This window comes from Klebsiella sp. 141161, assembly GCF_050600815.1.
Lineage (GTDB): Bacteria > Pseudomonadota > Gammaproteobacteria > Enterobacterales > Enterobacteriaceae > Klebsiella > Klebsiella aerogenes.
In genome coordinates this window covers 249,848-275,612 of the sequence record NZ_JAQIRN010000007.1, presented here as the reverse complement: position 1 = coordinate 275,612, position 25,765 = coordinate 249,848, and the positions used below count along the sequence as shown (strand labels likewise).

Below are 25,765 nucleotides of genomic sequence, written 5' to 3'. Positions count from 1 at the left end.
AGACAGTAATGAATCTATTAAAATCATTAGCGGCAGTCAGCTCGATGACCATGTTCTCGCGCGTGCTCGGGTTCGCCCGCGATGCTATCGTCGCGCGTATTTTTGGCGCCGGGATGGCGACCGACGCCTTTTTTGTGGCCTTCAAACTGCCAAACCTCTTGCGGCGTATTTTTGCCGAAGGCGCCTTTTCTCAGGCGTTTGTGCCGATTCTCGCTGAATATAAAAGTAAGCAGGGCGAAGACGCGACGCGGGTGTTCGTCTCCTATGTTTCCGGGCTGTTGACGCTGGTTCTGGCGCTGGTCACCGTGGCGGGGATGCTGGCGGCGCCATGGGTGATTACCGTAACCGCTCCGGGCTTTGCCGATACGCCGGATAAATTTGCCTTAACCACCCAGCTGCTGCGCATCACCTTCCCCTACATTTTATTGATCTCGCTGGCGTCGCTGGTGGGGGCGATCCTTAACACCTGGAACCGCTTCTCGGTTCCCGCGTTCGCGCCGACCTTCCTTAACGTCAGCATGATTGGTTTTGCCCTGTTTGCCGCGCCTTATTTTCATCCGCCAATGCTGGCGATGGCCTGGGCGGTCACGGTTGGCGGTATCCTGCAACTGGCGTATCAACTGCCGCATCTGAAAAAAATAGGTATGCTGGTTCTGCCGCGGGTTAACCTGAAAGATGCCGGGGCGATTCGCGTGGTTAAGCAGATGGGGCCGGCGATCCTCGGCGTCTCTGTTAGCCAGATCTCGCTGATTATCAATACCATTTTCGCCTCCTTCCTGGTTTCAGGTTCGGTCTCCTGGATGTATTATGCCGACCGTCTGATGGAGTTCCCCTCCGGCGTGCTGGGCGTGGCGCTGGGCACCATCCTGTTGCCATCGTTATCAAAAAGTTTCGCCAGCGGCAATCACGATGAGTACTGCCGACTGATGGATTGGGGGCTGCGTCTGTGCTTCCTGCTGGCCTTGCCAAGCGCGGTTGCCTTAGGCATTCTCGCCAAACCGCTGACGGTATCGCTATTCCAGTACGGTAAGTTTAACGCTTTCGATGCGGCGATGACGCAACGCGCTCTGGTGGCTTATTCGGTTGGACTGATGGGGCTTATCGTCGTGAAGGTGCTGGCGCCGGGCTTTTACTCGCGCCAGGATATCAAGACGCCGGTTAAAATCGCCATTGTTACTCTGATAATGACCCAGGTGATGAACCTGGCGTTTATTGGCCCGTTGAAGCATGCCGGCTTGTCGCTGTCTATTGGTCTGGCTGCCTGTCTGAACGCCGCGCTGCTTTACTGGCAACTGCGTAAGCAGAAAATCTTCACGCCGCAGCCGGGCTGGTTCGTCTTCCTGCTGCGTCTGGTCATCGCGGTGCTGGTCATGGCCGCAGCGCTCGTCGGCGTGATGTATCTGATGCCGGAATGGTCGCAGGGGACGATGCCGTTCCGCCTGATGCGTCTGATGGTGGTGGTGGTGGCTGGCGTTGTCGCCTATTTCGCGACCTTGCTGCTGCTCGGCTTCCGCCTGAAAGAGTTTGCCCGCCGCACGATTTAAATTCACCGTAACGTCGGGCCTGATTAACCCGTTCCGCTATGCGGAGCGGGTTTTTTTATCTCACGGCGCGTTCTGCGGCCTGTAGACGAGCATTTTCCAGCAGGCGGATAATCAGAGCAATCGCGCCGCTGCTCACCGCCAGAATCACCACGCCATTCCAGCCAGCCAGCACGTACAGTTTACTTCCCAGCACCGATCCCAGAGCCATACCGATGAAGACCACGGTAAACAGCAAGGCGTTAAGCCTGCCGCGGGCCTGGGGCTCCAGGCTGTAAACCAGATTTTGATGCGCTACCAGGCTTGATTGCAGACCAAGGTCAAAACCGATAGCCGATAACGCAATCAGCGCCAGTTGGCCGTGTACCGGCAGGGCGGGCAGCAGCAACATCAGGGCAAAGGAGACGGTGACGAATGCCGCGCCGAGCTGGGTGACTCTCCCCGCGCCAACTTTATCCGCCAGTCCTCCTGCCAGCGGTGCCGCCAGGGCGCCTGCCGCGCCAGCGATACCGAAGCCGCCGGCGACCGCGCTACCCATCTGGTAATGTTCGGCGAGCATCACCGCCAGCGTCGACCAGAACGCGCTAAAGGCGATAGACAAAAAGCCCTGGGCGAATGCCGCGCGGCGCAGCGCGGGATAGCGCTGCCACAAATGGGCCATTGACTTCAGCAACTGCGGATAACTGAGGGTAGAGTGGATCTCAAAACGCGGCACAACACGCCACATTAACAGGCCGATAAAGGCGATACTGACTGCCGCAGCCTGGTACATGACCCGCCAGCCAAATAGCGCGCCGACCAGCCCGCTGACGGTACGTGAAAGCAGGATCCCCAGTAGCAGGCCGGTCATCACCGTACCGACCATCTTCCCCTGTTTGCCCGCCGGCGCCAGAATCGCCGCCGCCGGGACAATATCCTGCGCCATGGTCGCCGCCATGCCAATCAGCAGGCTGACGACCAGTAGCGAGGTAAGCTGACCGGTCAGGCTGCAGAGTAGCAACAGTACCGCCAGCACGGCGCTTTTCAGCAGGATAAGCGTTCGGCGATCGCGGCGATCGCCGAGCGGCAGCAGAAATAATATTCCCAATGCATAGCCAGCCTGGGTTAGGGTGGGCACCAGCCCCATTCCTTCAACGCTGAGATGCAGGTTGGCGCCGATTAACGGCAGCAGCGGCTGGGCGTAGTAGATGGATGCGACGCTGAAGCCAGCGCCGAGCGCGAGAATAAAAATAACCCAGCCGGCCTGGCGGGGGGATAAAGGAAGCGGTGTCATGGTAGTGCCCTCGTAAATGCGTTGGCGCTATTGTTCCCTGAAGCAGACTGGCGCGGAAGATAGGGTAGTGGTAAAACGGTTATACGTAGCACGTATAGGAAAAATATAAATGAAGAAACAAGAGCGTATAGATCGGATTGAGCTGATGCGGACCTTTATTCGCATCGTCGAAGCGGGTTCGCTCTCGGCGGCGGCTCTGCAGATGAGTACGACTCAGGCGACCGTCAGCCGACGTTTGCAGTCGCTGGAGACGTTACTTGGCGCGAGGCTTATTCTGCGCACGACCCATGCGATGAAACTGACCGATGACGGCGAGCGCTGTTATCAACATGCGCGGCGGCTGGTGGAGAGTTGGCTGGCGCTGGAAGATGATTTGCGCATCGAGGAGGACCGGCCGGTTGGCGTGCTGCGGGTGCGGGCGCCGCACGCTTTTGGCCAACAGCAGTTGCTGGGTCCGCTGGTGAGTTTTCTGCAGCGATATCCCGAGCTCTCCGTTGAGTGGATGCTGAATGATAAAACCGTCGATTTTCTTAGCGATAATATTGATTGCGCGATCCGCGTTGGCGCGGAAGTCGATCCATCAACGGTATCGGTACTGTTGGCTGTGGTTCCTCGCAGCCTGGTGGTTGCGCCTGAGCTATTGGCGCGCCATCCGGAACTCAGCGAACCGCAGGCGCTCTCCGCGCTGCCATGGGTCGCTATCAGCACCTTTTATCAGCATGAAGTCACGCTACAGCATCAGGTGGACGGGCAGTTGGTGAGTTTCCCGATTGTCCCTTGTCTGAGTACCGATAGCGTCTACGTTGCGCGTAACACCGCCCTGGCGGGGCTGGGGGCGGCAATTGTTTCCAGTTGGGCGGTGGAGGAGGATATTGCGGCAGGCAGGCTGATTGAGCCGTTTGCGCAGTGGCGGGCTTCGCCGCTGCCGGTGCATCTGGTTTATCCCTGGGCGCGCTATTATCCGACGCGGCTACGCAAGTTTCTCGATTTGATGCGCGAAGTGATGCCACAGGTGGCGGGGATGCAGCGCCCGGACGAGAAGAAATAAAAAAACCGGCCAGTTGGCCGGTTTTTTCGTTGAGCACCGTTACTCTACAGGCTGCGGACGGGTAGCTTCCGCCGTGGCCTGATGAGTGGCGCTATGGCCGCCTGCAGACCCTTTACCCTCAAAGGCAAACGGAGGACGAACCCAATCGCTTTGGCGCGGCGCTTCCGGCACGTATTCCGGAGCCGGTGCGCGGGTCATCGGCGCGGTCGCATGGCGAGTAGCGGTGGTCGCCGGTTGCGCTTTCACCACTGGCGCGGTGCTGATGACCGGCGTCGGTTCAACAACCGGCGCGGCTTCTTCAACGGAGGCAACGGTCGTTTCTTCGACAACAGCGGTTTCTTCTTCGGCAATCGTTGGCTGCGCAGTGACGGTTTCTTCAGTAGCTGGAGCAGGTGCGGTCTCAGTTTCTTCGACTACCGGCTCTGCTGGCTCACTGACTTCTGCCTGCGGCGCAACGCTTTCCGCAACAATTGCGGTCTCTTCAACCACCGCCGTTTCTTCGACGACCGGCGCTTGAGCTACAGTCGCTTCTGGGGTCGGTTCGTTGGCCACTGCCGGTGCGGCAGTTTCAGCCGCGACAGTTTCCGCAACGACAACCGGAGCGATAGTCTCCGCGACGACTGGCGTAATGATAGGCTCAACGCTGGCGGTTTCTTGTACCGGTAACTCTTCCTGCTGCTGATCCTGCACGCGAGCAATCGGATAACGGATCCACGCTTTACCAGATGCCAGCTCAGGCGATGCGCAGGCGATAGCCAACGGCATCGGCGACTGGGTCGGATAACGCTCATCGCGGTAACGGCGACGACGCTGACCGCTTACGCGCAGGTGACGCGGAGAGCGACGTGAACGGCGAGGCATACCGTTAGATTCACGAGCGTCGCCGTTTTCATCCTGCTCAGCGGCAGTTTCAACGACGGCCGGCAGATCGACTTTTGCCAGTTCAGTACGCGGCGTAGTAGATTCCGGCTGCTGCTCGGCTACGGTTTCGATAACCTGCTCGGTTTCCACGGACTCAAAGCGGATTTTCTGCGCCAGCTGACGCGGCTTACGACGCGGCATGCTCTGAACGCGTTCTTCCTGCTCGGTTTCCTGCTGGACTACCGGTTCTTCACGGGTCTGAGCTTTCGCTTCCTGCTGTGCCTGGCGCTTGTCATCATTACGACGACGGTTGCGTTCACGGCGCGGTTGCTGCTGCTCATCACGTGATTTGCCGGTATCAGCCTCATTGCCTGCGGTTTGACGAGATTCGCGCTGTTCAACGTTCTGCGGTTGTTTCTCACGGCGATTACGGCGGTTTTCCTCACGAGACTCACGAGAGTCGCGACCTTCAGCGTTTTCACCACGGTTGTCGCGATTGTCACGATTATCGCGGCTATCGCGGTTATCACGACGGTCATTGCGATCGCGGCGATTATTAGAACGCGGTTTACGACGCTCTTGCTGACGTTCCGGTTTCTCTTCTGTTTTTTGCTCAGTCTTGACTTCCGCCGGTTTGGCTTCTTCTGCGCCAGCAAAAATGTTTTTCAATGCGCCAAAGAAGCGGGACAGCAGGCCAGGTTGGGCAGGCGTTGCTACTTTTGCGGCTGGAGCGGCGGCGGCTTTCGCTGCGACCGGGGCGGCTGAGGTTTCTTCCTGTACCGGTACTGGCGGCGCATCCGGCATCACGAAAGCGGCCAGCGCAGGTTCCTCACGGCGTTTACGCTCAGCAGGTTCCTCGTCGGACGGCATCGCCATCTCTTCTTCGTGCAGTTTCGGCAGCAAATAGCTCAGGGTTGAGGTCTCTTCGCCTTTACGCACGCGCAGTACGGAGTAGTGCGGGGTTTGCATCTCGTCGTTCGGGACGATGATGACGCGAATGTCGCTCTGACGGGTTTCAATCGCGCTGACTGCGGCACGTTTTTCGTTAAGCAGATAAGACGCAATGGGGACCGGAACGATCGCGTGGACTTCTTTGGTGTTCTCTTTCAGCGCTTCTTCTTCAATCAGACGCAGGATAGAGAGCGACAGCGATTCGTTGTCACGCACGGTACCGGTGCCGCTACAGCGTGGGCACACGTGGTGGCTGGATTCACCCAGTGACGGGCTCAGACGCTGGCGGGACATCTCCAGCAGGCCGAAGCGCGAGATATGGCTGATCTGGATACGCGCGCGGTCCTGGCGGACGGCTTCACGCAGGCGGTTTTCAACCGCGCGCTGGTGGCGTACCGGGGTCATATCGATGAAGTCGATAACGATCAGGCCGCCAAGGTCGCGCAGGCGCAGCTGGCGCGCGATTTCGTCAGCCGCTTCGAGGTTAGTATTGAACGCCGTTTCTTCGATATCGCCGCCGCGGGTCGCGCGAGCGGAGTTGATGTCGATAGCGGTCAGCGCTTCGGTACTATCAATAACGATAGAACCACCGGATGGCAGGCGAACTTCACGCTGGAACGCGGATTCAATCTGGGATTCAATCTGGTAGTGGCTGAACAGCGGGATTTCACCGGTGTACAGTTTGATTTTGCTGCTGAAATCCGGACGACCGAGGGCGGCGATATGCTGGCGCGCCAGCTCAAGCACTTTCGGGTTATCGATCAGGATTTCGCCGATGTCCTGGCGCAGGTAGTCGCGGAAGGCACGTACGATAACGTTACTTTCCTGGTGGATCAGGAATGGAGCAGGGCGGCTCTCCGCGGCTTTCTGAATCGCTTCCCAGTGCTTCAGGCGGAAGCTCAGATCCCACTGCAGCGCTTCAGCGGATTTGCCGACGCCCGCGGTACGAACGATAAGACCCATGCCGTCCGGCAACTGCAGGCTCGCCAGCGCTTCTTTCAGCTCGGTACGATCGTCACCTTCGATACGGCGTGAAATACCGCCGGCGCGAGGGTTATTCGGCATCAGTACCAGGTAGCTGCCTGCCAGGCTGATAAAGGTGGTCAGCGCAGCGCCTTTATTACCGCGCTCTTCTTTATCAATCTGAACAATGACTTCCTGACCTTCGCGCAGAACGTCCTTAATGTTAGGGCGGCCATGAGAGCTGTAATTGGCTGGGAAGTATTCGCGGGCAATTTCTTTGAGGGGGAGGAAACCATGACGCTCAGCGCCGTAATCGACAAACGCGGCTTCAAGGCTAGGTTCAATACGTGTGATTTTGCCTTTGTAGATGTTCGCTTTTTTCTGCTCGTGCCCGGGGCTTTCGATATCCAGGTCGTACAGGCGCTGCCCATCAACAAGAGCGACGCGCAACTCTTCCTGCTGAGTTGCGTTGATTAACATTCTTTTCATCGTAACTTACTCATTATTCTTACATTGACGACTAAGCTACGGGCAGAGTAACGCCTTACCGGGTGAAAACCGATGGCCTCGAGTCTGGTTCACGTCGCCAACCTCACGGTTGTCGCGCGCTTAAGAGGCGCAGAGTGTCGGTCGCCTGTGTTTCAAACGGAAACACAGCGCAATTATTCAGGGGAACAGCCTGGGATGTATCACCAGAGAATATTCCATTTATACACTTCATCCTTTAAGTGATTTCGCGTTGGCCGCGCTTGTTCACTTCAATCGATTGCTTGTACAACCGACTGAAGATTCTCTCTTTTGCAGCCTTGACGCACCTCAAACGATGTTGCGTATATTCTCATCGTCTCTCACGTCGCAGGGGTAATGGCTTAACCTGTTCACCTCAATCGGAGGATTCAGATGAACTCCCGGTAGTCCCGGAGTCGTCGCCGTCCTGCCACGCAAAAATCTTATAGAGCCTGTGCCGGTAAGGACTGCAACCCGCAGCCCGCTAACTGTCTGAAAGATCAATACGTCTTACGCCATTGCTGCGTGGATGATCGGTCAGACAAAATTGGTCATTCCGCTAATTTCTTGTTCTAACAAGTGTCAACACGGAAAACAGCCTCATTATTCCATTGCTAACCTTGTTATAGCAAGTTCACTTTTACCTTTTATCACCGGGTTACTCACAGTTTTTTCACCAGCGTCTACAGATTGTTCTAATAACAAACAAAACGCCGATGAAGCATGCGATGAAATCCGGATACTGATAAATATAAGCATATAAAAATGAGTGGCGCTAATGCCCTCGGCTATTTAGAATCGCCGACCATGAAAACTGAGACTCCAACCGTAAAAATGGTTGCCATTTCCGCCGATGAAGCGGGGCAACGTATCGACAACTTTTTGCGTACGCAACTTAAGGGCGTACCGAAGAGCATGATTTATCGCATCCTGCGTAAAGGCGAGGTGCGGGTAAACAAAAAACGCGTCAAGCCGGAATATAAACTGGAAGATGGCGATGAAGTGCGTATCCCGCCGGTGCGTGTCGCCGAGCGCGAAGAAGAGGCCGTTTCGCCGCACCTGCAAAAAGTGGCGGCGCTGTCGGATGTGATTCTCTATGAAGACGATCATATCCTGGTGCTGAATAAACCTTCCGGCACCGCAGTGCACGGCGGTAGCGGTCTGAGCTTCGGCGTGATTGAAGGGCTGCGCGCGCTGCGCCCGGAGGCCCGTTTCCTTGAACTGGTCCACCGTCTCGATCGCGATACTTCCGGCGTGCTGTTGGTGGCGAAAAAACGTTCGGCGCTTCGTTCGCTCCACGAGCAGCTGCGTGAGAAAGGGATGCAGAAGGATTATCTGGCGCTGGTGCGCGGTCAGTGGCAGTCGCACACGAAGGTGGTACAAGCGCCTCTGCTGAAAAATATTCTGCAGAGCGGCGAGCGTATCGTGCGCGTGAGCCAGGAAGGTAAGCCGTCCGAAACGCGCTTTAAAGTAGAAGAGCGTTACGCATTTGCCACGCTGGTGCGCTGTAGTCCGGTTACCGGGCGTACGCACCAGATTCGCGTTCATACGCAGTATGCGGGACATCCGATTGCTTTTGACGATCGCTATGGCGATCGCGAGTTTGACAAGCAGCTTTCAGGGACTGGCTTAAACCGCCTGTTTTTGCATGCGGCGGCGTTGAAATTCACCCATCCTGGCACCGGAGAGGTGATGCGTATTGAAGCGCCGTTGGATAACCAACTGAAACACTGCTTACAGGTTTTACGTAATAGCAAATAGGTAAAGCGGCGGATTGATACTCCGCCGCTTTCTTTTCTGACTAACTGAGTAACGGGTTGTAGCCTTCCCGGCGCAACATCTGGCATAGCGCTATTAGCGGTAACCCAACCAGCGAATTAGGGTCGCGTCCTTCCAGTCGTTCAAATAGCGTAATACCTAATCCTTCGCTTTTAAAACTCCCGGCGCACTGCAGAGGGTTCTCTTTACGGATATAGGCCTCGATCTCCTGATCGCTTAAATGCCGAAAATGGACGTCGAAAGGTTCGCATTCCGTTTGCAGGTGTCCGTTGGCGGAATTATAGAGCGCCAGTCCGGTATAAAAAGTGACAATCGTGCCGCTGGCTTTGCGTAGCTGACGGTGGGCGTTTTCTTCAGTGTGTGGTTTACCGGTAATTTCGCCGTCTAAGACGCAAACCTGATCGGAACCTATAATAAGGTGCTGAGGGAAGCGGGATGCCAGCGCCTGGGCTTTGGCTTGCGCCAGACGCACAACCAACTGGCGGGCGGATTCGCCGGGCAGAGGCGTTTCATCAACCTCAGGCGCTGCGCATTCGAACGGCAGCGAGAGTTTTTCCAGCAGCATCCGCCGCCACGGCGAGGTTGAGGCCAGGAGAAGATTAGACATATTTTTTCATCCACATATAGCGCTTCGCAGAGCATCATTTTAAACTATGCGCCGCAATGTGTGCGAATAAATGGCAAAAGGCAACCTGAGGCTGCCTTTTTCTTTGACTCTATGACATTACAAAGTTAATATGCGCGCCCTATGCAAAAGGTAAAATTACCCCTGACTCTCGATCCGGTTCGCACGGCTCAAAAACGCCTTGATTACGAGGGTATCTACGCCCGTGATCAGGTCGGCCGTGTCGCCGATTCAGTCGTCAGCGTGGACAGTGATGTGGAATGCAGCATGTCGTTCGCTATCGATAACCAGCGTCTCGCCGTTATTACCGGTGATGCGAAGGTATCGGTAACCCTCGAATGTCAGCGTTGCGGGAAACCGTTCCCTCATCATGTTCACACAACGTATTGTTTCAGCCCTGTCAGAAATGACGAACAGGCAGAAGCACTACCGGAAGCGTATGAGCCGATTGAGGTTAACGAATTCGGTGAAATCGATCTGCAGGCGATGGTTGAGGATGAAATCATTCTTTCCTTGCCGGTAGTTCCGGTGCATGATTCTGAACACTGTGAAGTGTCCGACGCGGACATGGTCTTTGGCGAACTGCCTGAAGAGGCACAAAAACCAAACCCATTTGCCGTATTAGCCAGCTTAAAGCATAAGTAATTGAGGAGTAAGGTCCATGGCCGTACAACAGAATAAACCAACCCGTTCCAAACGTGGCATGCGTCGTTCCCATGACGCTCTGACCGCAGTCACCAGCCTGTCTGTAGACAAAACTTCTGGTGAGAAACACCTGCGTCACCACATCACTGCCGACGGTTTCTACCGCGGTCGCAAGGTAATCGCTAAGTAATCACGCCTTACTCCGTGGATTTCACGTTGCAAGAAAACGTAATTAACGTCCTTGTAACGTGAAAGACAAGAGTAAAAGCGTGGTGAAGCTTAGTGAGGATCTCCCCAGGTAACTGGGGAATAACCGAACCGGGCAGCGACGATACCTTGACACGTCTAACCCTGGCGTTAGATGTCATGGGGGGCGATTTTGGCCCATCCGTGACAGTGCCTGCAGCACTGCAGGCACTGAACTCTAATTCGCAACTCACACTTCTTTTAGTCGGCGACCCCGACGCCATCACGCCATTACTTGCCAAAGCTGATTTCGAACAACGTTCGCGATTGCAGATTATTCCTGCACAGTCAGTTATTGCCAGTGATGCGCGGCCCGCTCAGGCTATCCGCAATAGTCGCGGTAGCTCGATGCGCCTGGCGCTGGAGCTGGTAAAAGAAGGCCGGGCCGAGGCCTGTGTTAGCGCGGGAAATACCGGCGCGCTGATGGGACTGGCGAAATTATTGCTCAAACCCATTGAGGGAATTGAGCGCCCGGCGCTGGTGACGGTGCTACCGCATCAGCAAAAGGGCAAAACGGTGGTGCTGGATTTAGGCGCCAACGTCGATTGTGATAGCACGATGCTGGTACAGTTCGCGGTGATGGGCGCGGTGTTAGCTGAAGAAGTCGTAGGGATTAAAAATCCACGCATTGCGCTGTTGAATATCGGCGAAGAAGAGATGAAAGGTCTCAATAGCATCCGTGATGCGTCGGCGATTCTCAAAAAGCTGCCGTCCTTCAACTATATTGGTTACCTTGAAGCTAACGAGTTGCTGACGGGTAAAACGGATGTTCTGGTTTGTGATGGATTCACGGGCAACGTCACATTAAAGACGATGGAAGGTGTTGTCAGAATGTTCCTTTCGCTGCTGAAATCACAGGGAGAGGGAAAAAAACGGTCGTGGTGGCTGATTTTATTAAAGCGTTGGTTACAAAAAAGCCTGAGCAGGCGATTCAGTCACCTCAACCCCGACCAGTATAATGGCGCCTGTCTGTTAGGATTGCGCGGTTCTGTGATCAAAAGTCATGGCGCTGCCAACCAGCGCGCATTTTGCGTCGCAATAGAGCAGGCAGTGCAGGCGGTGCAGCGGCAGGTTCCACAGCGGATCGCCGCTCGCCTGGAATCGTTATACCCAGCAGGCTTTGAACTGCCAGGGAGCAGCAGCGGTAACGGGAATGCCCGACGGCACAACGGGACCAACGGATACGACTGACGCCCTGCGGTTTGAACAACGCGGGTATATTACCCAAGAGTGACTGAGCGTACATGTATACAAAGATTATTGGCACCGGCAGCTATCTGCCTGAGCAAGTGCGTACTAACGCCGACCTGGAAAAAATGGTTGAAACGACTGACGAGTGGATTGTCACGCGTACAGGTATTCGTGAACGCCGTATTGCCGCAGCGAACGAAACAGTTGCTACGATGGGCTTCGAAGCCGCAAAGAAAGCGCTTGAAATGGCGAATGTCAACCCGGAGCAAATTGGTCTGATCGTTGTTGCGACCACCTCGGGCACTCATGCCTTCCCGAGCTCTGCGTGCCAGATTCAATCTATGCTGGGCGTAAAAGGTTGCCCGGCGTTCGACGTCGCAGCCGCCTGCGCGGGCTTTACCTATGCCCTGAGCATCGCCGATCAGTACGTGAAAAACGGCGCCGTTGATTATGCGCTGGTGATCGGCGCTGACGTGCTGGCGCGCACCTGCGATCCAACCGATCGCGGTACGATCATTATCTTCGGCGACGGTGCGGGCGCGGTAGTGCTCGGCGCTTCTGAAGAGCCGGGGATTATCTCCACGCATCTGCATGCCGATGGCCGCTACGGCGACCTGTTAACGCTGCCGAACGCCGATCGCGTTGAGCCGGAAAACCCGATTTATCTGACGATGGCCGGTAACGAAGTGTTTAAAGTTGCGGTCACCGAACTGGCGCATATCGTTGACGAGACGCTGGCGGCCAACAACCTTGAGCGCTCGGCGCTGGATTGGCTGGTGCCGCATCAGGCTAACCTGCGTATCATCAGCGCGACGGCGAAAAAGCTGGGAATGTCGATGGATAATGTGGTGGTCACGCTCGATCGTCACGGTAATACTTCCGCGGCCTCGGTTCCTTGCGCGCTCGATGAAGCCGTTCGCGATGGCCGTATTCAACGCGGTCAGTTGATTCTGCTGGAAGCCTTCGGTGGTGGTTTCACCTGGGGTTCCGCGCTGGTTCGTTTTTAGTATAAGGATTTAAACATGACGCAATTTGCTTTTGTGTTCCCGGGACAGGGCTCTCAGGCTGTCGGTATGCTGGCAGATATGGCCGCGACCTGGCCAGTTATTGAAGAGACCTTCGGCGAAGCTTCCGCAGCGTTGGGTTACGATCTGTGGGCGCTTGCCCAACAGGGCCCGGCAGAAGAACTGAACAAAACCTGGCAAACGCAACCGGCGCTGCTGACCGCGTCCGTCGCGTTATATCGCGTATGGCAGCAGCAGGGCGGTAAAGCGCCGGCGCTGTTAGCCGGTCATAGCCTGGGCGAATACTCTGCGCTGGTCTGCGCAGGCGTTATCAATTTCGCTGATGCTGTTCGTCTGGTTGAACTGCGTGGTAAATTCATGCAGGAAGCGGTACCGGAAGGTACCGGCGCGATGTCTGCAATTATTGGCCTTGACGACGCGTCCATCGCTAAAGCTTGTGAAGAATCTGCGCAAGGGCAGGTGGTTTCGCCAGTGAACTACAATTCACCGGGCCAGGTGGTTATCGCCGGGCACAAAGAAGCCGTTGAACGCGCGGGCGCCGCGTGTAAAGCCGCAGGCGCCAAACGCGCGCTGCCGCTGCCGGTCAGCGTACCTTCGCACTGCGCGCTGATGAAACCTGCCGCTGAAAAACTGGCGGTAGAGCTGCAGAAAATCACTTTTAACGCGCCGACCGTTGCGGTTGTGAACAACGTCGACGTGAAGTGCGAAACCGCGCCGGACGCTATCCGCGACGCGCTGATTCGCCAGCTGTACAGCCCGGTGCAGTGGACTAAGACCGTTGAGTTTATGGCATCTCAGGGCGTCGAGCACCTGTATGAAATGGGCCCGGGTAAAGTCCTCACCGGCCTGACCAAACGTATTGTTGACACCCTGACTGCTTCTGCGCTCAACGAGCCGGCTGCGATGTCTGCGGCGCTTGAGCAATAAAAGAGGAATACCATGAGTTTTGAAGGAAAAATCGCGCTGGTTACCGGCGCGAGCCGCGGTATCGGCCGCGCTATCGCTGAAACCCTCGCCGCGCGCGGCGCGAAAGTTATCGGTACTGCCACCAGCGAAAGCGGCGCGCAGGCAATCAGCGACTATTTAGGCGCCAACGGTAAAGGTCTGATGTTGAATGTGACCGACCCGGCATCTATTGAATCTGTTCTGGAAAATGTTCGCGCAGAGTTTGGCGAAGTTGACATCCTGGTCAATAATGCCGGGATTACTCGTGATAACCTGTTAATGCGAATGAAAGATGATGAGTGGAACGATATTATCGAAACCAACCTGTCATCGGTATTCCGTCTGTCAAAAGCGGTAATGCGCGCTATGATGAAAAAGCGTCATGGACGTATTATCACTATCGGTTCTGTGGTTGGTACCATGGGAAATGCTGGTCAGGCTAACTACGCTGCGGCGAAAGCGGGTCTGATCGGTTTCAGTAAGTCACTGGCACGTGAAGTTGCGTCTCGCGGTATTACTGTAAACGTTGTTGCTCCGGGCTTTATTGAAACGGACATGACGCGTGCGCTGACCGATGAGCAGCGTGCGGGTACGTTGGCGGCAGTTCCTGCGGGGCGCCTTGGCTCCCCAAATGAAATCGCCAGCGCGGTTGCATTCTTAGCCTCTGACGAAGCGGGTTACATCACTGGTGAAACCCTGCACGTCAATGGCGGGATGTATATGGTCTGACCGAGATTTGCGCAAAATGTTCAGGAAGCGCGCAGTCTGCACGCTTGCGGGTACTGTTTTGTGCGAAATCATTTGCGTTATTAGGGCAAACAGCCGCAAAATAGCGTAAAATCGTGGTAAGACCTGCCGGGATTTAGTTGCAAATTTTTCAACATTTTATACACTACGAAAACCATCGCGAAAGCGAGTTTTGATAGGAAATTTAAGAGTATGAGCACTATCGAAGAACGCGTTAAGAAAATTATCGGCGAACAGCTGGGCGTTAAGCAGGAAGAAGTTACCAACAATGCTTCCTTCGTTGAAGACCTGGGCGCTGATTCTCTTGACACCGTTGAGCTGGTAATGGCTCTGGAAGAAGAGTTTGATACTGAGATTCCGGACGAAGAAGCTGAGAAAATCACCACCGTTCAGGCTGCCATTGATTACATCAACGGTCACCAGGCGTAAGTGAACATCTCCAGGCGGTCATTCGACCGCCTGAGTTTTATCTTTTTTTGTCCCACAAGAATCTATTTTCCCTCCCTGGAGGACAACCGTGTCTAAGCGTCGTGTAGTTGTGACCGGACTGGGCATGTTGTCTCCTGTCGGCAATACCGTAGAGTCTACCTGGAAAGCTCTCCTTGCCGGTCAGAGTGGCATCAGCCTGATCGACCATTTCGATACTAGCGCCTATGCAACGAAATTTGCTGGCTTAGTAAAGGATTTTAACTGTGATGATATCATCTCGCGCAAAGAACAGCGCAAGATGGATGCCTTCATTCAATATGGAATTGTCGCTGGCGTTCAGGCCATGCAGGATTCTGGCCTTGAAGTGACGGAAGAAAACGCAACCCGCATCGGCGCCGCTATCGGTTCCGGTATTGGTGGCCTTGGCTTGATCGAAGAAAACCACAGTTCGCTGGTAAATGGCGGACCGCGGAAGATCAGCCCGTTCTTCGTACCGTCCACAATTGTTAACATGGTGGCCGGTCATCTGACCATCATGTTCGGTCTGCGTGGACCGAGTATTTCCATCGCGACCGCTTGTACTTCAGGCGTACACAATATCGGCCACGCGGCGCGTATTATCGCTTACGGCGATGCCGATGCGATGGTTGCCGGTGGTGCAGAGAAGGCGAGTACGCCGCTGGGCGTAGGCGGCTTTGGCGCTGCGCGCGCGCTGTCTACCCGCAATGACAATCCGCAGGCGGCAAGCCGTCCGTGGGATAAAGAGCGTGATGGCTTCGTGCTGGGCGACGGCGCCGGTATGGTCGTGCTGGAAGAGTACGAGCATGCGAAAAAACGCGGCGCGAAAATCTACGCAGAGATCGTTGGTTTTGGTATGAGCAGCGATGCCTACCATATGACCTCTCCACCGGAAGATGGCGCTGGCGCTGCGCTGGCGATGGTTAACGCCATTCGTGATGCGGCAATTGAACCGGGCCAGATTGGCTACGTCAACGCCCACGGAACTTCTACGCCAGCGGGCGATAAAGCAGAAGCCCAGGCGGTGAAATCCGTGTTTGGCGATGCGGCAAGTCGCGTGATGGTGAGCTCCACCAAATCCATGACCGGCCACCTGTTAGGCGCGGCTGGCGCAGTAGAGTCTATCTACTCTATTCTCGCGCTGCGCGATCAGGCGGTTCCGCCGACCATCAACCTGGATAACCCGGATGAAGGTTGCGACCTGGACTTCGTTCCTCATGAAGCGCGTCAGGTTTCCGGTATGGAATACACCCTGTGTAACTCCTTCGGCTTTGGCGGTACTAACGGTTCGATTATCTTCAAAAAAGTATGATCAACCGCTAATGCTGGTTTAAGCGTTGACGAAAGACCCGCCTGGCGGGTCTTTTTTTATTCGGTTTTCTCCGCTTGTTCTCTGCTTTTTATCCTGAGACACTGTGCCACCGGTGAGAGGAGCCCTCTATGTTCTTGATAAATGGTGTCGAGAAGGATGTGCTGGCAGCAAATGACCGCGCAATTCAATTCGGTGATGGCTGTTTCACCACCTCGCGAATCATCAACGGCCAGATAGCCTTTTTCAATGCCCATTTGGGCCGCTTGCAAGATACTTGCGAAAAACTCTTTATACCTTTTACTGAATGGCGAACGTTGGCCGCAGAGATGCAAGAACTGGCAAAGCCGCACAGTGAAGGCGTCCTCAAAGTGGTCATAACGCGTGGCTCAGGAGGCCGGGGATATAGCGCGACAGGCTGCATGCAGCCGAACCGCATGATGAGCGTTTCTTCTTTCCCCTCGCATTATGCGCGATGGCGAGAAGAGGGAATAACCCTGGCGTTAAGTCCGATCCGCCTGGGGCGCAATCCCTCGCTGGCCGGGCTCAAACATCTTAATCGCCTGGAACAAGTCTTGATTCGTTCTCATCTTGAGCAGACAGACGCCGATGAGGCGCTGGTCCTTGACAGCGACGGGTGGCTTACGGAATGCTGTGCCGCGAATGTGTTCTGGCGTAAAGGAAGTCATGTGTTCACGCCGCGCCTCGATCAGGCGGGCGTCAATGGCATTATGCGCCAGTACTGTATAGCCAAGTTGGCACGTTCGCCTTTTGATGTTGTCGAAGTATCCGTGCGCCCCGATGTGCTGCGCGATGTCGATGAAGTGCTGATTTGCAATGCGCTTATGCCGCTAGTACCGGTTCGTCGTTGGGATGACATCTGTTGGTCCGAACGCGATCTTTACCATTTTTTAGCCCCATTGTGTGAGCTGCCTGGTTAGTCATGAAGAAAATGTTACGTTTTGTCTTGCTGTTAGTGGTGGTGTTCGGTATTGCCGCAGCGGCAGGGATGTGGAAAGTCCGCCAACTGGCAGACAGCAAGTTGCTTATTAAAGAAGAGACCATCTTCACCCTTGAGCCAGGAACCGGACGAGTGGTGCTTGGCCAGCAGCTTTATGGCGATAAAATTATTAATCGTCCGCGCGTATTCCAGTGGTTGCTGCGCGTCGAACCCGAACTTTCTCATTTTAAAGCGGGTACTTACCGCTTCACACCGCAAATGACGGTGCGCGAAATGCTGCAGCTACTGGCAAGCGGCAAAGAGGCGCAGTTCCCGTTACGTTTTGTTGAAGGGATGCGCGTTAGCGACTATCTGCATCAGCTGCGCGATGCGCCGTATGTAAAACACACTTTAGAAGACGATAGTTACGAAACGGTGGCCAAAGCGCTGGGGCTTGAGCATGCCGATTGGGTTGAAGGCTGGTTCTGGCCGGATACCTGGATGTACACCGCCAATACCAGCGATATCGCCATTCTTAAACGCGCGCACCAGAAAATGGTCGCTGCGGTAGCGAAAGCCTGGGAAGGGCGGGCGGATAATCTACCGTATAAAGATCAAAACCAGTTACTGACCATGGCCTCTATTGTTGAGAAAGAGACCGCGGTTCCTGCCGAGCGCGATCGCGTGGCTTCGGTCTTTATCAACCGCCTACGTATTGGCATGCGTTTACAGACCGACCCTACCGTGATTTACGGCATGGGTGAGCGCTATAATGGTAAACTGACGCGCAAAGATCTGGAAACGCCGACCGCCTATAACACCTATGTGATTAGCGGTATGCCGCCAGGGCCCATCGCCGTGCCGGGCGAAGCGTCTCTCAATGCGGCCGCGCATCCGGCGAAGACGCCGTATCTCTATTTTGTTGCCGACGGAAAAGGCGGCCATACGTTCAATACCAATTTGGCCAGCCATAACCGCTCGGTTCAGGACTATTTAAAAGTACTTAAGGAAAAAAATGCGCAGTAACTATATCGTCATCGAAGGCCTGGAAGGGGCGGGGAAAACGACCGCACGCAATCTGGTCGTTGAGACACTCGAACAGCTGGGTATCCGCGATATGGTGTTTACCCGTGAGCCGGGCGGCACCATCCTGGCTGAAAAACTGCGCAGCCTGGTGCTGGATATCCAGTCTACCGGCGATGAAGTCATTAACGACAAGGCGGAAGTACTGATGTTTTACGCCGCCCGCGTACAGTTGGTTGAAACCGTTATCAAGCCGGCGCTGGCCCGCGGTCAGTGGGTCATTGGCGACCGTCACGATCTCTCAACTCAGGCCTACCAGGGCGGCGGGCGCGGTATCGATCAGGGAATGCTGGCGACGCTACGCGATGCGGTGCTCGGCGATTTCCGCCCTGATTTAACGCTCTATCTTGACGTGACGCCGGAGGTCGGCCTCAAGCGCGCGCGCGCGCGCGGCGATCTGGATCGGATTGAACAGGAGTCGATGAACTTCTTTAATCGTACCCGCGCGCGCTACCTTGAACTGGCGGCGCAGGATCCGACTATCCGTACGGTGGATGCAACGCAGCCTCTGGAAGCGGTTGAACGTGATATCCGTTCTGTCATCACACAATGGGTTGCGGAGCAACGCGCATGAAATGGTATCCGTGGTTACGCCCGTCCTTCGAGCAGCTAGTGGCTGGTTATCAGGCAGGACGGGGTCACCATGCGTTATTACTGCAGGCGTTGCCGGGGATGGGCGGCGACGCGCTCATCTACGCGTTATGCCGATTCCTGATGTGCCGCCAGCCGGAAGGGCATAAAAGCTGCGGCCATTGTCATAGCTGCCAGCTTATGCAGGCCGGCACCCATCCTGATTACTACACGCTTGCCCCGGAGAAAGGCAAGAGTGCGCTAGGTATCGATGCGGTGCGCGGCATCACTGAAAAACTCTATGAGCGCGCGCGTCTCGGCGGCGCGAAGGTGGTGTGGATCAACGATGCGACGTTGTTAACCGATGCCGCCGCCAATGCTTTGCTGAAGACGCTGGAAGAGCCGCCGGAACACACCTGGTTTTTCCTGGCCTGTCAGGAGCCGGCGCGGCTGCTCGCTACCTTGCGTAGCCGTTGCTTCTCATATCATCTTGCCCCGCCCTCTGAAGCCTGGGCATTAGGGTGGTTAGAGCGCGAAGTGACAATGTCACAAGATGCTTTGTTGGCCGCTCTGCGCCTCAGCGCTAACGCGCCCGCAGCAGCGCTGGAGTTACTGCAAGAGGCCAACTGGGCGCCGCGTCAACAGCTCTGCCAGGCGCTAGCCAGCGTGTTAACCAGCGGCGATTGGCTGTCATTATTACCGGTTCTGAATCACGAACAGGCTCCGGTGCGTCTGCACTGGCTGGCATCGCTGTTGCTGGATGCGCAAAAAAGGCAACAGGGTATTTCGCTTCTGAGTAATCCGGATGCCTGGACGCTGGTTAACCAGCTGGCGCAAACACTCTCGGGCCCGCGTCTTGAAGCTATCACGCGCGATGTGAGCGCCTGTCGCGAACAGTTACTGAGCGTGGTCGGCGTCAACCGCGAACTACTACTCACCGAGCGCCTCCTGCGCTGGGAACATTACCTGCAACCCGGGGCGGTTCTGCCCGTCTCGCATCTCTGAGAATAAGAATATGTTTTTAGTCGATTCCCACTGCCATCTTGATGGCCTGGATTATCAAACGTTGCATAAAGACGTCGATGATGTTCTGGCGAAAGCCGCCGCGCGTGATGTCAGGTTTTTCCTGGCGGTCGCCACGACGCTGCCGGGATACCGCGGGATGCGTGAATTAATCGGCCAGCGCGATGACGTCGTGTTTTCTTGCGGCGTGCATCCCCTGAACCAGGATGAAGCGTATGACTTTGAGGAACTGCGTACGCTGGCGGCGGAGGAGGGCGTCGTGGCGATGGGGGAAACCGGGCTCGATTACTTCTATACCCCGGAAACCAAACTGCGCCAGCAGGAGTCTTTCCGTCAACACATTCGCATTGGCCGCGAATTAAATAAACCGGTGATTGTGCATACCCGCGATGCGCGCGCCGACACGCTGGCAATTTTGCAGGAAGAAAACGTGACGGATTGCGGTGGCGTACTACACTGTTTCACAGAAGATAGAGAGACTGCGGGTAAACTGCTCGATATGGGATTCTATATTTCGTTTTCCGGTATCGTCACATTCCGTAATGCCGAACAGCTACGAGATGCCGCGCGTTATGTGCCGCTCGATCGTCTGCTGGTGGAGACCGATTCGCCGTATCTGGCGCCGGTGCCGCACCGCGGCAAAGAGAACCAGCCGGCAATGGTTCGTGATGTCGCCGAATACATGGCGGTGTTGAAAGGCGTGCCGTTGGAGCAACTCGCGCAACAAACCACCGAAAACTTTGCCAGCTTGTTCCACATCGACCCTGCCAGACTGCAACCTGCCTGATCTTTCTATTATTTTAAGGCTCGTAATTAATACTTAAAGCGAGTAAAGTTCACCGCCGCGACAGAGGCGGTGAACGCATTTTTGCAACATACAGATACACATTATGTAAATCAGTGTAAATTTTTATATGTTGACTGAATGAAACGTGATAGCCGTCAAACAATCTCCGCGTTAATTATTTTACTCTGTGTAATAAATAAAGGGCGCTTAGATGTCCTGTCCACGGCCCGGTTCTCCCCCCGAGCCAATGCGTGAAAACGTAAAAAAAGTACCAAATACTCAGGAGCACTCTCAATTATGTTTAAGAATGCATTTGCTAACCTGCAGAAGGTCGGTAAATCGCTGATGCTGCCAGTATCCGTACTGCCTATCGCAGGTATCCTGCTGGGCGTCGGTTCTGCCAACTTCAGCTGGCTGCCAGCCGTGGTTTCTCACGTCATGGCAGAAGCAGGCGGTTCAGTATTCGCCAATATGCCGCTGATCTTCGCAATCGGTGTTGCGCTTGGCTTCACCAATAACGACGGTGTATCCGCACTGGCTGCAGTCGTAGCTTACGGCATCATGGTGAAAACCATGGCGGTAGTCGCGCCGCTGGTTCTGCATTTACCTGCTGAGGAAATCGCAGCGAAACACCTGGCTGATACCGGCGTGCTTGGCGGTATTATCTCGGGTGCGATTGCAGCCTACATGTTCAACCGCTTCTACCGTATCAAGCTGCCTGAATATCTGGGCTTCTTCGCGGGCAAGCGCTTTGTGCCGATTATCTCTGGTCTCGCTGCTATCTTCACCGGCGTGATCCTGTCCTTTATCTGGCCGCCTATCGGTTCCGCCATCCAGACCTTCTCTCAATGGGCGGCTTACCAGAACCCAGTTGTGGCGTTCGGTATCTACGGCTTCATTGAGCGCTGCCTGGTACCGTTTGGTCTGCACCATATCTGGAACGTACCTTTCCAGATGCAAATTGGTGAATACACCAACGCTGCAGGCCAGGTGTTCCACGGCGACATCCCGCGTTACATGGCAGGCGACCCGACTGCAGGTAAACTGTCTGGCGGCTTCCTGTTCAAAATGTACGGCCTGCCGGCTGCAGCTATCGCGATTTGGCACTCTGCTAAACCAGAGAACCGCGCCAAAGTCGGCGGTATCATGATCTCCGCTGCGCTGACCTCGTTCCTGACCGGTATTACCGAGCCGATCGAGTTCTCCTTCATGTTCGTAGCGCCGATCCTGTATATCATTCACGCGATTCTCGCAGGGCTGGCATTCCCGATCTGTATCCTGCTGGGTATGCGTGACGGGACTTCGTTCTCTCATGGTCTGATCGACTTTATCGTTCTGTCCGGCAACAGCAGCAAACTGTGGCTGTTCCCGATTGTCGGTATTTGCTACGCGATCGTGTACTACGTCGTCTTCCGCGTGCTGATTAAAGCGCTGGACCTGAAAACGCCGGGTCGTGAAGATGCAACAGAAGACAGCAAAGGCGCCGCTACCAGTGAAATGGCCCCGGCTCTGATTGCTGCTTTCGGCGGTAAAGAGAACATCACTAACCTCGACGCATGTATTACTCGTCTGCGCGTGAGCGTGGCTGATGTAGCGAAAGTTGATCAGGCTGGTCTGAAAAAACTGGGTGCTGCTGGCGTAGTTGTTGCAGGTTCTGGCGTTCAGGCCATTTTCGGTACCAAGTCCGATAACCTGAAAACCGAAATGGATGAATACATCCGCAACAGCTAAGACGTAGTGTGGGGAGACTAAGGCAGCCAACTGGCTGCCTTTTTTACGTCGGTATTCTGGTCATTGTTTGGCAATATCCGGAAAATGGGGAGAAATGCTTATTCCCTCAGCAGCTAAGTCTATAGTTGAATAAGAAAAACTGCATTCAGGTTGAAAGAGAGGGAGGAAGTCGCTCATACTCTTAGCTGATCCTGTGCATTCGTGTTTATCTGCAGAGGCAGGCCGGAGCACGGTATAAAACTAATAAGGAATCAGTCATGGCAGAAGAAACGATTTTCAGCAAAATCATTCGCCGGGAAATCCCGTCGGATATTGTTTATCAGGATGAGCTGGTCACCGCTTTTCGCGATATCTCTCCGCAGGCGCCGACCCATATTCTGATTATCCCGAATATCCTGATTCCGACCGTAAACGACGTCACTACCGAGCACGAATTGACTTTGGGCCGTATGATGACCGTCGCGGCCAGGATTGCCCGTGATGAAGGCCTTGCTGATGACGGCTACCGCCTTATCGTTAACTGCAACCGCCATGGCGGCCAGGAAGTCTACCATATTCATATGCACCTGCTGGGCGGTCGTCCGTTAGGCCCGATGCTGGCGCATAAAGGCTAAACCGATGCGCGCTGCTTATTCAGGCGTTTTGATTCTGACGGCGCTACTGGCCGGATGTAGCTCGCGCCCGGAAATTCCGGTTGGCGAACAGCAGACTTTGGTGATGGAATCCAGCGTTCTGGCGGCGGGTATCAGCGCCGATCCGCCGTCGGTCACCGCCTCGGAAATCCAGGCCACCGCTACCTCAAGATTATTTAATGAACGGCAACAGCCCATAACCGTGCACTACCGTTTCTTCTGGTATGACGCCCATGGGCTGGAGATGCATCCGCTGGAACCTGCGCGAAGCGTGACGGTTCCAGCCCACTCGTCCGTGGTGCTCTACGGCAGTGCCAATATTCTCGGGGCGCACAAAGCCCGTCTTTATCTTTATCTCTAAGAGGTCATCATAATGATTAAAATGTGTCGCTATGCGTTAATCACTGCACTGGCGATATTCCTGGCAGGCTGTGTGGGGCAACGAAATGAACCTGCGCCAGTCGAGGAGGCCAAGCCGAAGCCGGAACAACCTGCGCAGCCGCAACCGACGGTACCTGCCGTGCCGACGGTGCCAACGCAGCCGGGTCCAATCGAACACGGCGGTGAACAGCCTTCGCAGCCGTCCCAGCCCGCGCCGCGCGTTCGCCACTATAACTGGGACGCCGCTGTGCAACCGATGGTCGGTCAGATGCTGCAGGCGGGCGGCGTGAACGCAGGTAGTATTCTGCTGGTGGATAGCGTCAACAACCGTACCAACGGATCGCTGAACGCATCCGAAGCGACCTCCGCGCTGCGCAATGCGTTGGCGGGCAACGGCAAGTTTACGCTGGTCTCCTCGCAGCAGCTCTCCGTAGCGAAACAACAATTAGGTCTTTCGCCGCAGGATAGTCTCGGCAGCCGCAGCAAAGCGATGGGAATTGCGCGCACCGTTGGCGCTCAGTATGTGCTGTATTCGAATGCTACCGGCAACGTCAACGCGCCGGAGCTGAAAATGCAACTGATGCTGGTGCAGTCCGGCGAGATTATCTGGTCAGGCAAAGGTGCGGTTCAGCAACAATAAGCTAACGCGCGACGAGCTCTTGTCGCGCTTTTTTCCCCGCTATTCGCCTGTCGCCGCGCTGACTGAAAACGGTCTTAGCGGCGGCAGCTGCATTATCAGCGATGGCGTTCGTCGGCTGGTGTTGCGCCAGCCACACGATCCGCTGGCGCCGCTCAGCCATTTTCTACGCCAGTACCGCGTGCTTCAGCGCCTTCCCGCGACCCTTTCCCCGGCGCCGGTGTTCTTTTCGCCGTGCTGGATGGTGGTGGAGTATTGCACAGGGGAAGTGAAAAGCGGGCTGCCGGAATGCCCCTCGCTTGCCGGGTTATTGTATCATCTGCATCAACAGCCGCGTTTTGGCTGGCGTATCGAGCTGGCGCCGTTGCTTGAATTGTACTGGCAGCAGTGCGATCCGGCGAGGCGTACGGTTTTCTGGTTACGCTGGCAGAAACGGTTATTACGCCGGCGAGAACCACAGCCGTTGCGTTTGGCGCCTCTACATATGGACGTCCACGCCGGCAATATAATTCACCGCGACGACGGGCTGCGCTTGATTGATTGGGAGTATGCCGGAGACGGCGATATCGCACTGGAACTGGCGGCGGTATGGTGCGATGCCCCTACGCGTCGTCAGCTGCTTAAAGCCTATTCACGGCTCGCGCATCTTGATGAGCGTCAGCTGCGGCGGCAAATACAACGCTGGCGACCGTGGGTGCTCATGCTGATGGCGGGATGGTATGAACGGCGCTGGCAGCAGAGCGGCGACCGGCAATTTATTACGCTGGCGGATGCGACATGGCGTCAGCTAAAAATAGAAAATAAAGGATAAGAGAGGTCTGTGTGGGTCCGGTAATGTTGGATGTCGAAGGTTTTGAACTGGATGCGGAAGAGCGTGAGATTCTGGCTCATCCTTTGGTCGGCGGTTTAATTTTGTTTACCCGCAACTACCACGATCCGGCGCAATTGCGTGAACTGGTACGTCAAATCCGCGAGGCCTCGCGTAATCATCTCGTGGTGGCGGTAGATCAGGAAGGCGGACGCGTGCAGCGTTTTCGCGAAGGTTTTACTCGCCTGCCGGCTGCGCAGTCTTTTGCCGCGCTGCTGGGGGTGGAAGAGGGCGGTAAACTCGCCGCTGAGGCCGGTTGGCTGATGGCCAGCGAAATGATCGCCATGGATATTGATATCAGCTTTGCGCCGGTGCTGGATGTCGGCCATATCAGCGCCGCGATCGGTGAACGCTCCTGGCATGAAGACCCGCAAAAAGCGTTGGCGATGGCGCGTCATTTCATCGACGGTATGCATGCTGCCGGCATGAAATCCACCGGTAAACACTTCCCGGGCCACGGCGCGGTGACGGCGGATTCACACAAAGAGACGCCGTTTGACCCGCGTCCGGCAGCGGAAATTCGCGCCAAAGATATGGCGGTGTTCAAAAGTCTGATCGATGAGCAACGCCTGGATGCGATTATGCCGGCGCACGTGATTTACTCTGACATCGATCCGCGGCCGGCTAGTGGTTCAGAATACTGGCTGAAAACGGTGCTGCGCGGCGAGCTGGGCTTTGACGGCGTCATCTTCTCTGACGACCTGTCGATGGAAGGGGCGGCGATCATGGGCAGCTATGCTGAACGTGGACAGGCATCGCTCGATGCCGGTTGCGATATGATCCTGGTCTGCAATAATCGTAAAGGCGCGGTGAGCGTATTGGATAACCTGTCCCCGATCAAAGCAGAGCGTGTTACAAAATTGTATCATAAAGGTTCATTTACCCGTCAGGAACTGCGAGATTCCGCGCGTTGGCAGACGGTCAGCGCACAGCTGGAGGCGCTCCATGCGCGCTGGCAAGAAGCGAAGTCTGCGTAATTAACCTGAAGGGCGTTGTTGTCTGGTGAGGAT

At 55.5% G+C, this 25,765-nt stretch carries 25 protein-coding genes; 22 read left to right on the top strand and 3 right to left on the bottom strand.

Annotation, left to right across the window (positions count from 1 at the left end):
• The first annotated feature begins 8 nt into the window (after positions 1-8).
• Entirely contained in the window at positions 9-1,544 is a 1,536-nt protein-coding gene (murJ, locus tag PGR79_RS19045) for a murein biosynthesis integral membrane protein MurJ (RefSeq protein ID WP_015367200.1), read from the top strand.
• A gap of 55 nt (positions 1,545-1,599) precedes the next feature.
• Here murJ and PGR79_RS19040 read toward each other — a convergent pair whose 3' ends face one another.
• Positions 1,600-2,814: an MFS transporter gene (locus PGR79_RS19040; RefSeq protein WP_113374201.1), complete on the bottom strand. Its 1,215-nt coding sequence runs from the start codon at positions 2,812-2,814 to the stop codon at positions 1,600-1,602.
• 109 nt (positions 2,815-2,923) lie between these two features.
• On the opposite strand from PGR79_RS19040, the gene PGR79_RS19035 reads away from it, so the two are divergent.
• Positions 2,924-3,862 carry a LysR family transcriptional regulator gene (locus tag PGR79_RS19035; RefSeq protein ID WP_113374200.1) on the top strand — a complete coding sequence of 313 codons (939 nt, stop codon included), beginning with the start codon at positions 2,924-2,926 and terminating at the stop codon, positions 3,860-3,862.
• Between the two features lie 39 nt (positions 3,863-3,901).
• On the opposite strand, the gene rne is transcribed toward PGR79_RS19035, so the two are convergent.
• Positions 3,902-7,126: a ribonuclease E gene (gene rne / locus PGR79_RS19030; RefSeq protein WP_430922277.1), complete on the bottom strand. Its 3,225-nt coding sequence runs from the start codon at positions 7,124-7,126 to the stop codon at positions 3,902-3,904.
• Between the two features lie 825 nt (positions 7,127-7,951).
• Between rne and rluC the strand changes: the two genes are divergently transcribed.
• The gene (rluC, locus tag PGR79_RS19025) at positions 7,952-8,905 is read left to right on the top strand and encodes a 23S rRNA pseudouridine(955/2504/2580) synthase RluC (protein ID WP_072205245.1); all 954 of its coding nucleotides are present in this window, start codon (positions 7,952-7,954) and stop codon (positions 8,903-8,905) included.
• Positions 8,906-8,945: 40 nt separating this feature from the next.
• Here the strand turns inward: rluC and PGR79_RS19020 are convergent, their stop codons facing one another.
• Complete coding sequence (locus PGR79_RS19020; RefSeq protein WP_087858005.1) at positions 8,946-9,530, bottom strand: Maf family protein; 585 nt, start codon at positions 9,528-9,530, stop codon at positions 8,946-8,948.
• Positions 9,531-9,671: 141 nt separating this feature from the next.
• On the opposite strand from PGR79_RS19020, the gene yceD reads away from it, so the two are divergent.
• The 19 genes from yceD to nagZ all read left to right on the top strand — a co-directional run bounded on the left by yceD (position 9,672) and on the right by nagZ (position 25,732).
• Positions 9,672-10,193 carry a 23S rRNA accumulation protein YceD gene (gene yceD / locus PGR79_RS19015; protein WP_015705036.1) on the top strand — a complete coding sequence of 174 codons (522 nt, stop codon included), beginning with the start codon at positions 9,672-9,674 and terminating at the stop codon, positions 10,191-10,193.
• A gap of 16 nt (positions 10,194-10,209) precedes the next feature.
• Positions 10,210-10,383 carry a 50S ribosomal protein L32 gene (rpmF, locus tag PGR79_RS19010; protein WP_000290724.1) on the top strand — a complete coding sequence of 58 codons (174 nt, stop codon included), beginning with the start codon at positions 10,210-10,212 and terminating at the stop codon, positions 10,381-10,383.
• A 146-nt stretch (positions 10,384-10,529) separates the two neighbouring features.
• Complete coding sequence (gene plsX, locus PGR79_RS19005) at positions 10,530-11,630, top strand: phosphate acyltransferase PlsX (RefSeq protein ID WP_087858004.1); 1,101 nt, start codon at positions 10,530-10,532, stop codon at positions 11,628-11,630.
• 53 nt (positions 11,631-11,683) lie between these two features.
• Complete coding sequence (locus PGR79_RS19000; RefSeq protein ID WP_045393676.1) at positions 11,684-12,637, top strand: beta-ketoacyl-ACP synthase III; 954 nt, start codon at positions 11,684-11,686, stop codon at positions 12,635-12,637.
• 15 nt (positions 12,638-12,652) lie between these two features.
• Complete coding sequence (gene fabD / locus PGR79_RS18995; protein ID WP_087858003.1) at positions 12,653-13,582, top strand: ACP S-malonyltransferase; 930 nt, start codon at positions 12,653-12,655, stop codon at positions 13,580-13,582.
• Between the two features lie 12 nt (positions 13,583-13,594).
• Complete coding sequence (gene fabG / locus PGR79_RS18990) at positions 13,595-14,329, top strand: 3-oxoacyl-ACP reductase FabG (protein WP_015367190.1); 735 nt, start codon at positions 13,595-13,597, stop codon at positions 14,327-14,329.
• Positions 14,330-14,539: 210 nt separating this feature from the next.
• Positions 14,540-14,776, top strand: coding sequence for an acyl carrier protein (acpP, locus tag PGR79_RS18985; RefSeq protein WP_000103754.1), 237 nt, complete (start codon positions 14,540-14,542; stop codon positions 14,774-14,776).
• An 88-nt stretch (positions 14,777-14,864) separates the two neighbouring features.
• Positions 14,865-16,106, top strand: a complete 1,242-nt coding sequence (gene fabF / locus PGR79_RS18980; RefSeq protein WP_015705037.1) for a beta-ketoacyl-ACP synthase II — start codon at positions 14,865-14,867, stop codon at positions 16,104-16,106.
• 128 nt (positions 16,107-16,234) lie between these two features.
• The gene (gene pabC / locus PGR79_RS18975; protein ID WP_113374198.1) at positions 16,235-17,044 is read left to right on the top strand and encodes an aminodeoxychorismate lyase; all 810 of its coding nucleotides are present in this window, start codon (positions 16,235-16,237) and stop codon (positions 17,042-17,044) included.
• A 2-nt stretch (positions 17,045-17,046) separates the two neighbouring features.
• On the top strand, positions 17,047-18,069 hold the full coding sequence (gene yceG / locus PGR79_RS18970; RefSeq protein WP_113374197.1) for a cell division protein YceG: 1,023 nt from the start codon (positions 17,047-17,049) through the stop codon (positions 18,067-18,069).
• Positions 18,059-18,700, top strand: a complete 642-nt coding sequence (tmk, locus tag PGR79_RS18965; protein WP_113374196.1) for a dTMP kinase — start codon at positions 18,059-18,061, stop codon at positions 18,698-18,700. Before yceG ends, tmk begins: the two co-directional genes overlap by 11 nt.
• Positions 18,697-19,701 (top strand): DNA polymerase III subunit delta', encoded by a 1,005-nt coding sequence (gene holB / locus PGR79_RS18960; protein ID WP_087857998.1) that lies wholly within the window; start codon positions 18,697-18,699, stop codon positions 19,699-19,701. Before tmk ends, holB begins: the two co-directional genes overlap by 4 nt.
• Before the next feature lie 10 nt (positions 19,702-19,711).
• Positions 19,712-20,506 carry a metal-dependent hydrolase gene (locus PGR79_RS18955; protein ID WP_087857997.1) on the top strand — a complete coding sequence of 265 codons (795 nt, stop codon included), beginning with the start codon at positions 19,712-19,714 and terminating at the stop codon, positions 20,504-20,506.
• Between the two features lie 297 nt (positions 20,507-20,803).
• Complete coding sequence (gene ptsG, locus PGR79_RS18950) at positions 20,804-22,237, top strand: PTS glucose transporter subunit IIBC (protein WP_045393695.1); 1,434 nt, start codon at positions 20,804-20,806, stop codon at positions 22,235-22,237.
• A gap of 257 nt (positions 22,238-22,494) precedes the next feature.
• Complete coding sequence (gene hinT / locus PGR79_RS18945) at positions 22,495-22,851, top strand: purine nucleoside phosphoramidase (protein WP_087857996.1); 357 nt, start codon at positions 22,495-22,497, stop codon at positions 22,849-22,851.
• 4 nt (positions 22,852-22,855) lie between these two features.
• Complete coding sequence (locus tag PGR79_RS18940; protein ID WP_087857995.1) at positions 22,856-23,230, top strand: YcfL family protein; 375 nt, start codon at positions 22,856-22,858, stop codon at positions 23,228-23,230.
• Positions 23,231-23,251: 21 nt separating this feature from the next.
• On the top strand, positions 23,252-23,890 hold the full coding sequence (gene lpoB, locus PGR79_RS18935) for a penicillin-binding protein activator LpoB (RefSeq protein WP_213316802.1): 639 nt from the start codon (positions 23,252-23,254) through the stop codon (positions 23,888-23,890).
• A complete protein-coding gene (gene thiK / locus PGR79_RS18930; protein ID WP_113374194.1) occupies positions 23,871-24,698 on the top strand; it encodes a thiamine kinase in 828 nt (275 codons plus the stop codon). Before lpoB ends, thiK begins: the two co-directional genes overlap by 20 nt.
• 23 nt (positions 24,699-24,721) lie before the next feature.
• Positions 24,722-25,732, top strand: coding sequence for a beta-N-acetylhexosaminidase (gene nagZ / locus PGR79_RS18925; RefSeq protein WP_183269023.1), 1,011 nt, complete (start codon positions 24,722-24,724; stop codon positions 25,730-25,732).
• Positions 25,733-25,765: the final 33 nt, after the last annotated feature.

What these genes read in the sequence shown, in the direction of transcription:
- fabD (WP_087858003.1), top strand. Translation starts at nt 12,653, where the DNA reads ATGACGCAATTTGCTTTTGTGTTCCCGGGACAGGGCTCTCAGGCTGTC.
- yceD (WP_015705036.1), top strand. Translation starts at nt 9,672, where the DNA reads ATGCAAAAGGTAAAATTACCCCTGACTCTCGATCCGGTTCGCACGGCT.
- acpP (WP_000103754.1), top strand. Translation starts at nt 14,540, where the DNA reads ATGAGCACTATCGAAGAACGCGTTAAGAAAATTATCGGCGAACAGCTG.
- lpoB (WP_213316802.1), top strand. Translation starts at nt 23,252, where the DNA reads ATGTGTCGCTATGCGTTAATCACTGCACTGGCGATATTCCTGGCAGGC.
- yceG (WP_113374197.1), top strand. Translation starts at nt 17,047, where the DNA reads ATGAAGAAAATGTTACGTTTTGTCTTGCTGTTAGTGGTGGTGTTCGGT.
- PGR79_RS18940 (WP_087857995.1), top strand. Translation starts at nt 22,856, where the DNA reads ATGCGCGCTGCTTATTCAGGCGTTTTGATTCTGACGGCGCTACTGGCC.
- fabG (WP_015367190.1), top strand. Translation starts at nt 13,595, where the DNA reads ATGAGTTTTGAAGGAAAAATCGCGCTGGTTACCGGCGCGAGCCGCGGT.
- PGR79_RS19020 (WP_087858005.1), bottom strand. Translation starts at nt 9,530, where the DNA reads ATGTCTAATCTTCTCCTGGCCTCAACCTCGCCGTGGCGGCGGATGCTG.
- hinT (WP_087857996.1), top strand. Translation starts at nt 22,495, where the DNA reads ATGGCAGAAGAAACGATTTTCAGCAAAATCATTCGCCGGGAAATCCCG.
- PGR79_RS18955 (WP_087857997.1), top strand. Translation starts at nt 19,712, where the DNA reads ATGTTTTTAGTCGATTCCCACTGCCATCTTGATGGCCTGGATTATCAA.
- ptsG (WP_045393695.1), top strand. Translation starts at nt 20,804, where the DNA reads ATGTTTAAGAATGCATTTGCTAACCTGCAGAAGGTCGGTAAATCGCTG.
- murJ (WP_015367200.1), top strand. Translation starts at nt 9, where the DNA reads ATGAATCTATTAAAATCATTAGCGGCAGTCAGCTCGATGACCATGTTC.
- PGR79_RS19000 (WP_045393676.1), top strand. Translation starts at nt 11,684, where the DNA reads ATGTATACAAAGATTATTGGCACCGGCAGCTATCTGCCTGAGCAAGTG.
- rne (WP_430922277.1), bottom strand. Translation starts at nt 7,126, where the DNA reads ATGAAAAGAATGTTAATCAACGCAACTCAGCAGGAAGAGTTGCGCGTC.
- pabC (WP_113374198.1), top strand. Translation starts at nt 16,235, where the DNA reads ATGTTCTTGATAAATGGTGTCGAGAAGGATGTGCTGGCAGCAAATGAC.
- rpmF (WP_000290724.1), top strand. Translation starts at nt 10,210, where the DNA reads ATGGCCGTACAACAGAATAAACCAACCCGTTCCAAACGTGGCATGCGT.
- rluC (WP_072205245.1), top strand. Translation starts at nt 7,952, where the DNA reads ATGAAAACTGAGACTCCAACCGTAAAAATGGTTGCCATTTCCGCCGAT.
- PGR79_RS19035 (WP_113374200.1), top strand. Translation starts at nt 2,924, where the DNA reads ATGAAGAAACAAGAGCGTATAGATCGGATTGAGCTGATGCGGACCTTT.
- tmk (WP_113374196.1), top strand. Translation starts at nt 18,059, where the DNA reads ATGCGCAGTAACTATATCGTCATCGAAGGCCTGGAAGGGGCGGGGAAA.
- nagZ (WP_183269023.1), top strand. Translation starts at nt 24,722, where the DNA reads ATGTTGGATGTCGAAGGTTTTGAACTGGATGCGGAAGAGCGTGAGATT.
- holB (WP_087857998.1), top strand. Translation starts at nt 18,697, where the DNA reads ATGAAATGGTATCCGTGGTTACGCCCGTCCTTCGAGCAGCTAGTGGCT.
- PGR79_RS19040 (WP_113374201.1), bottom strand. Translation starts at nt 2,814, where the DNA reads ATGACACCGCTTCCTTTATCCCCCCGCCAGGCCGGCTGGGTTATTTTT.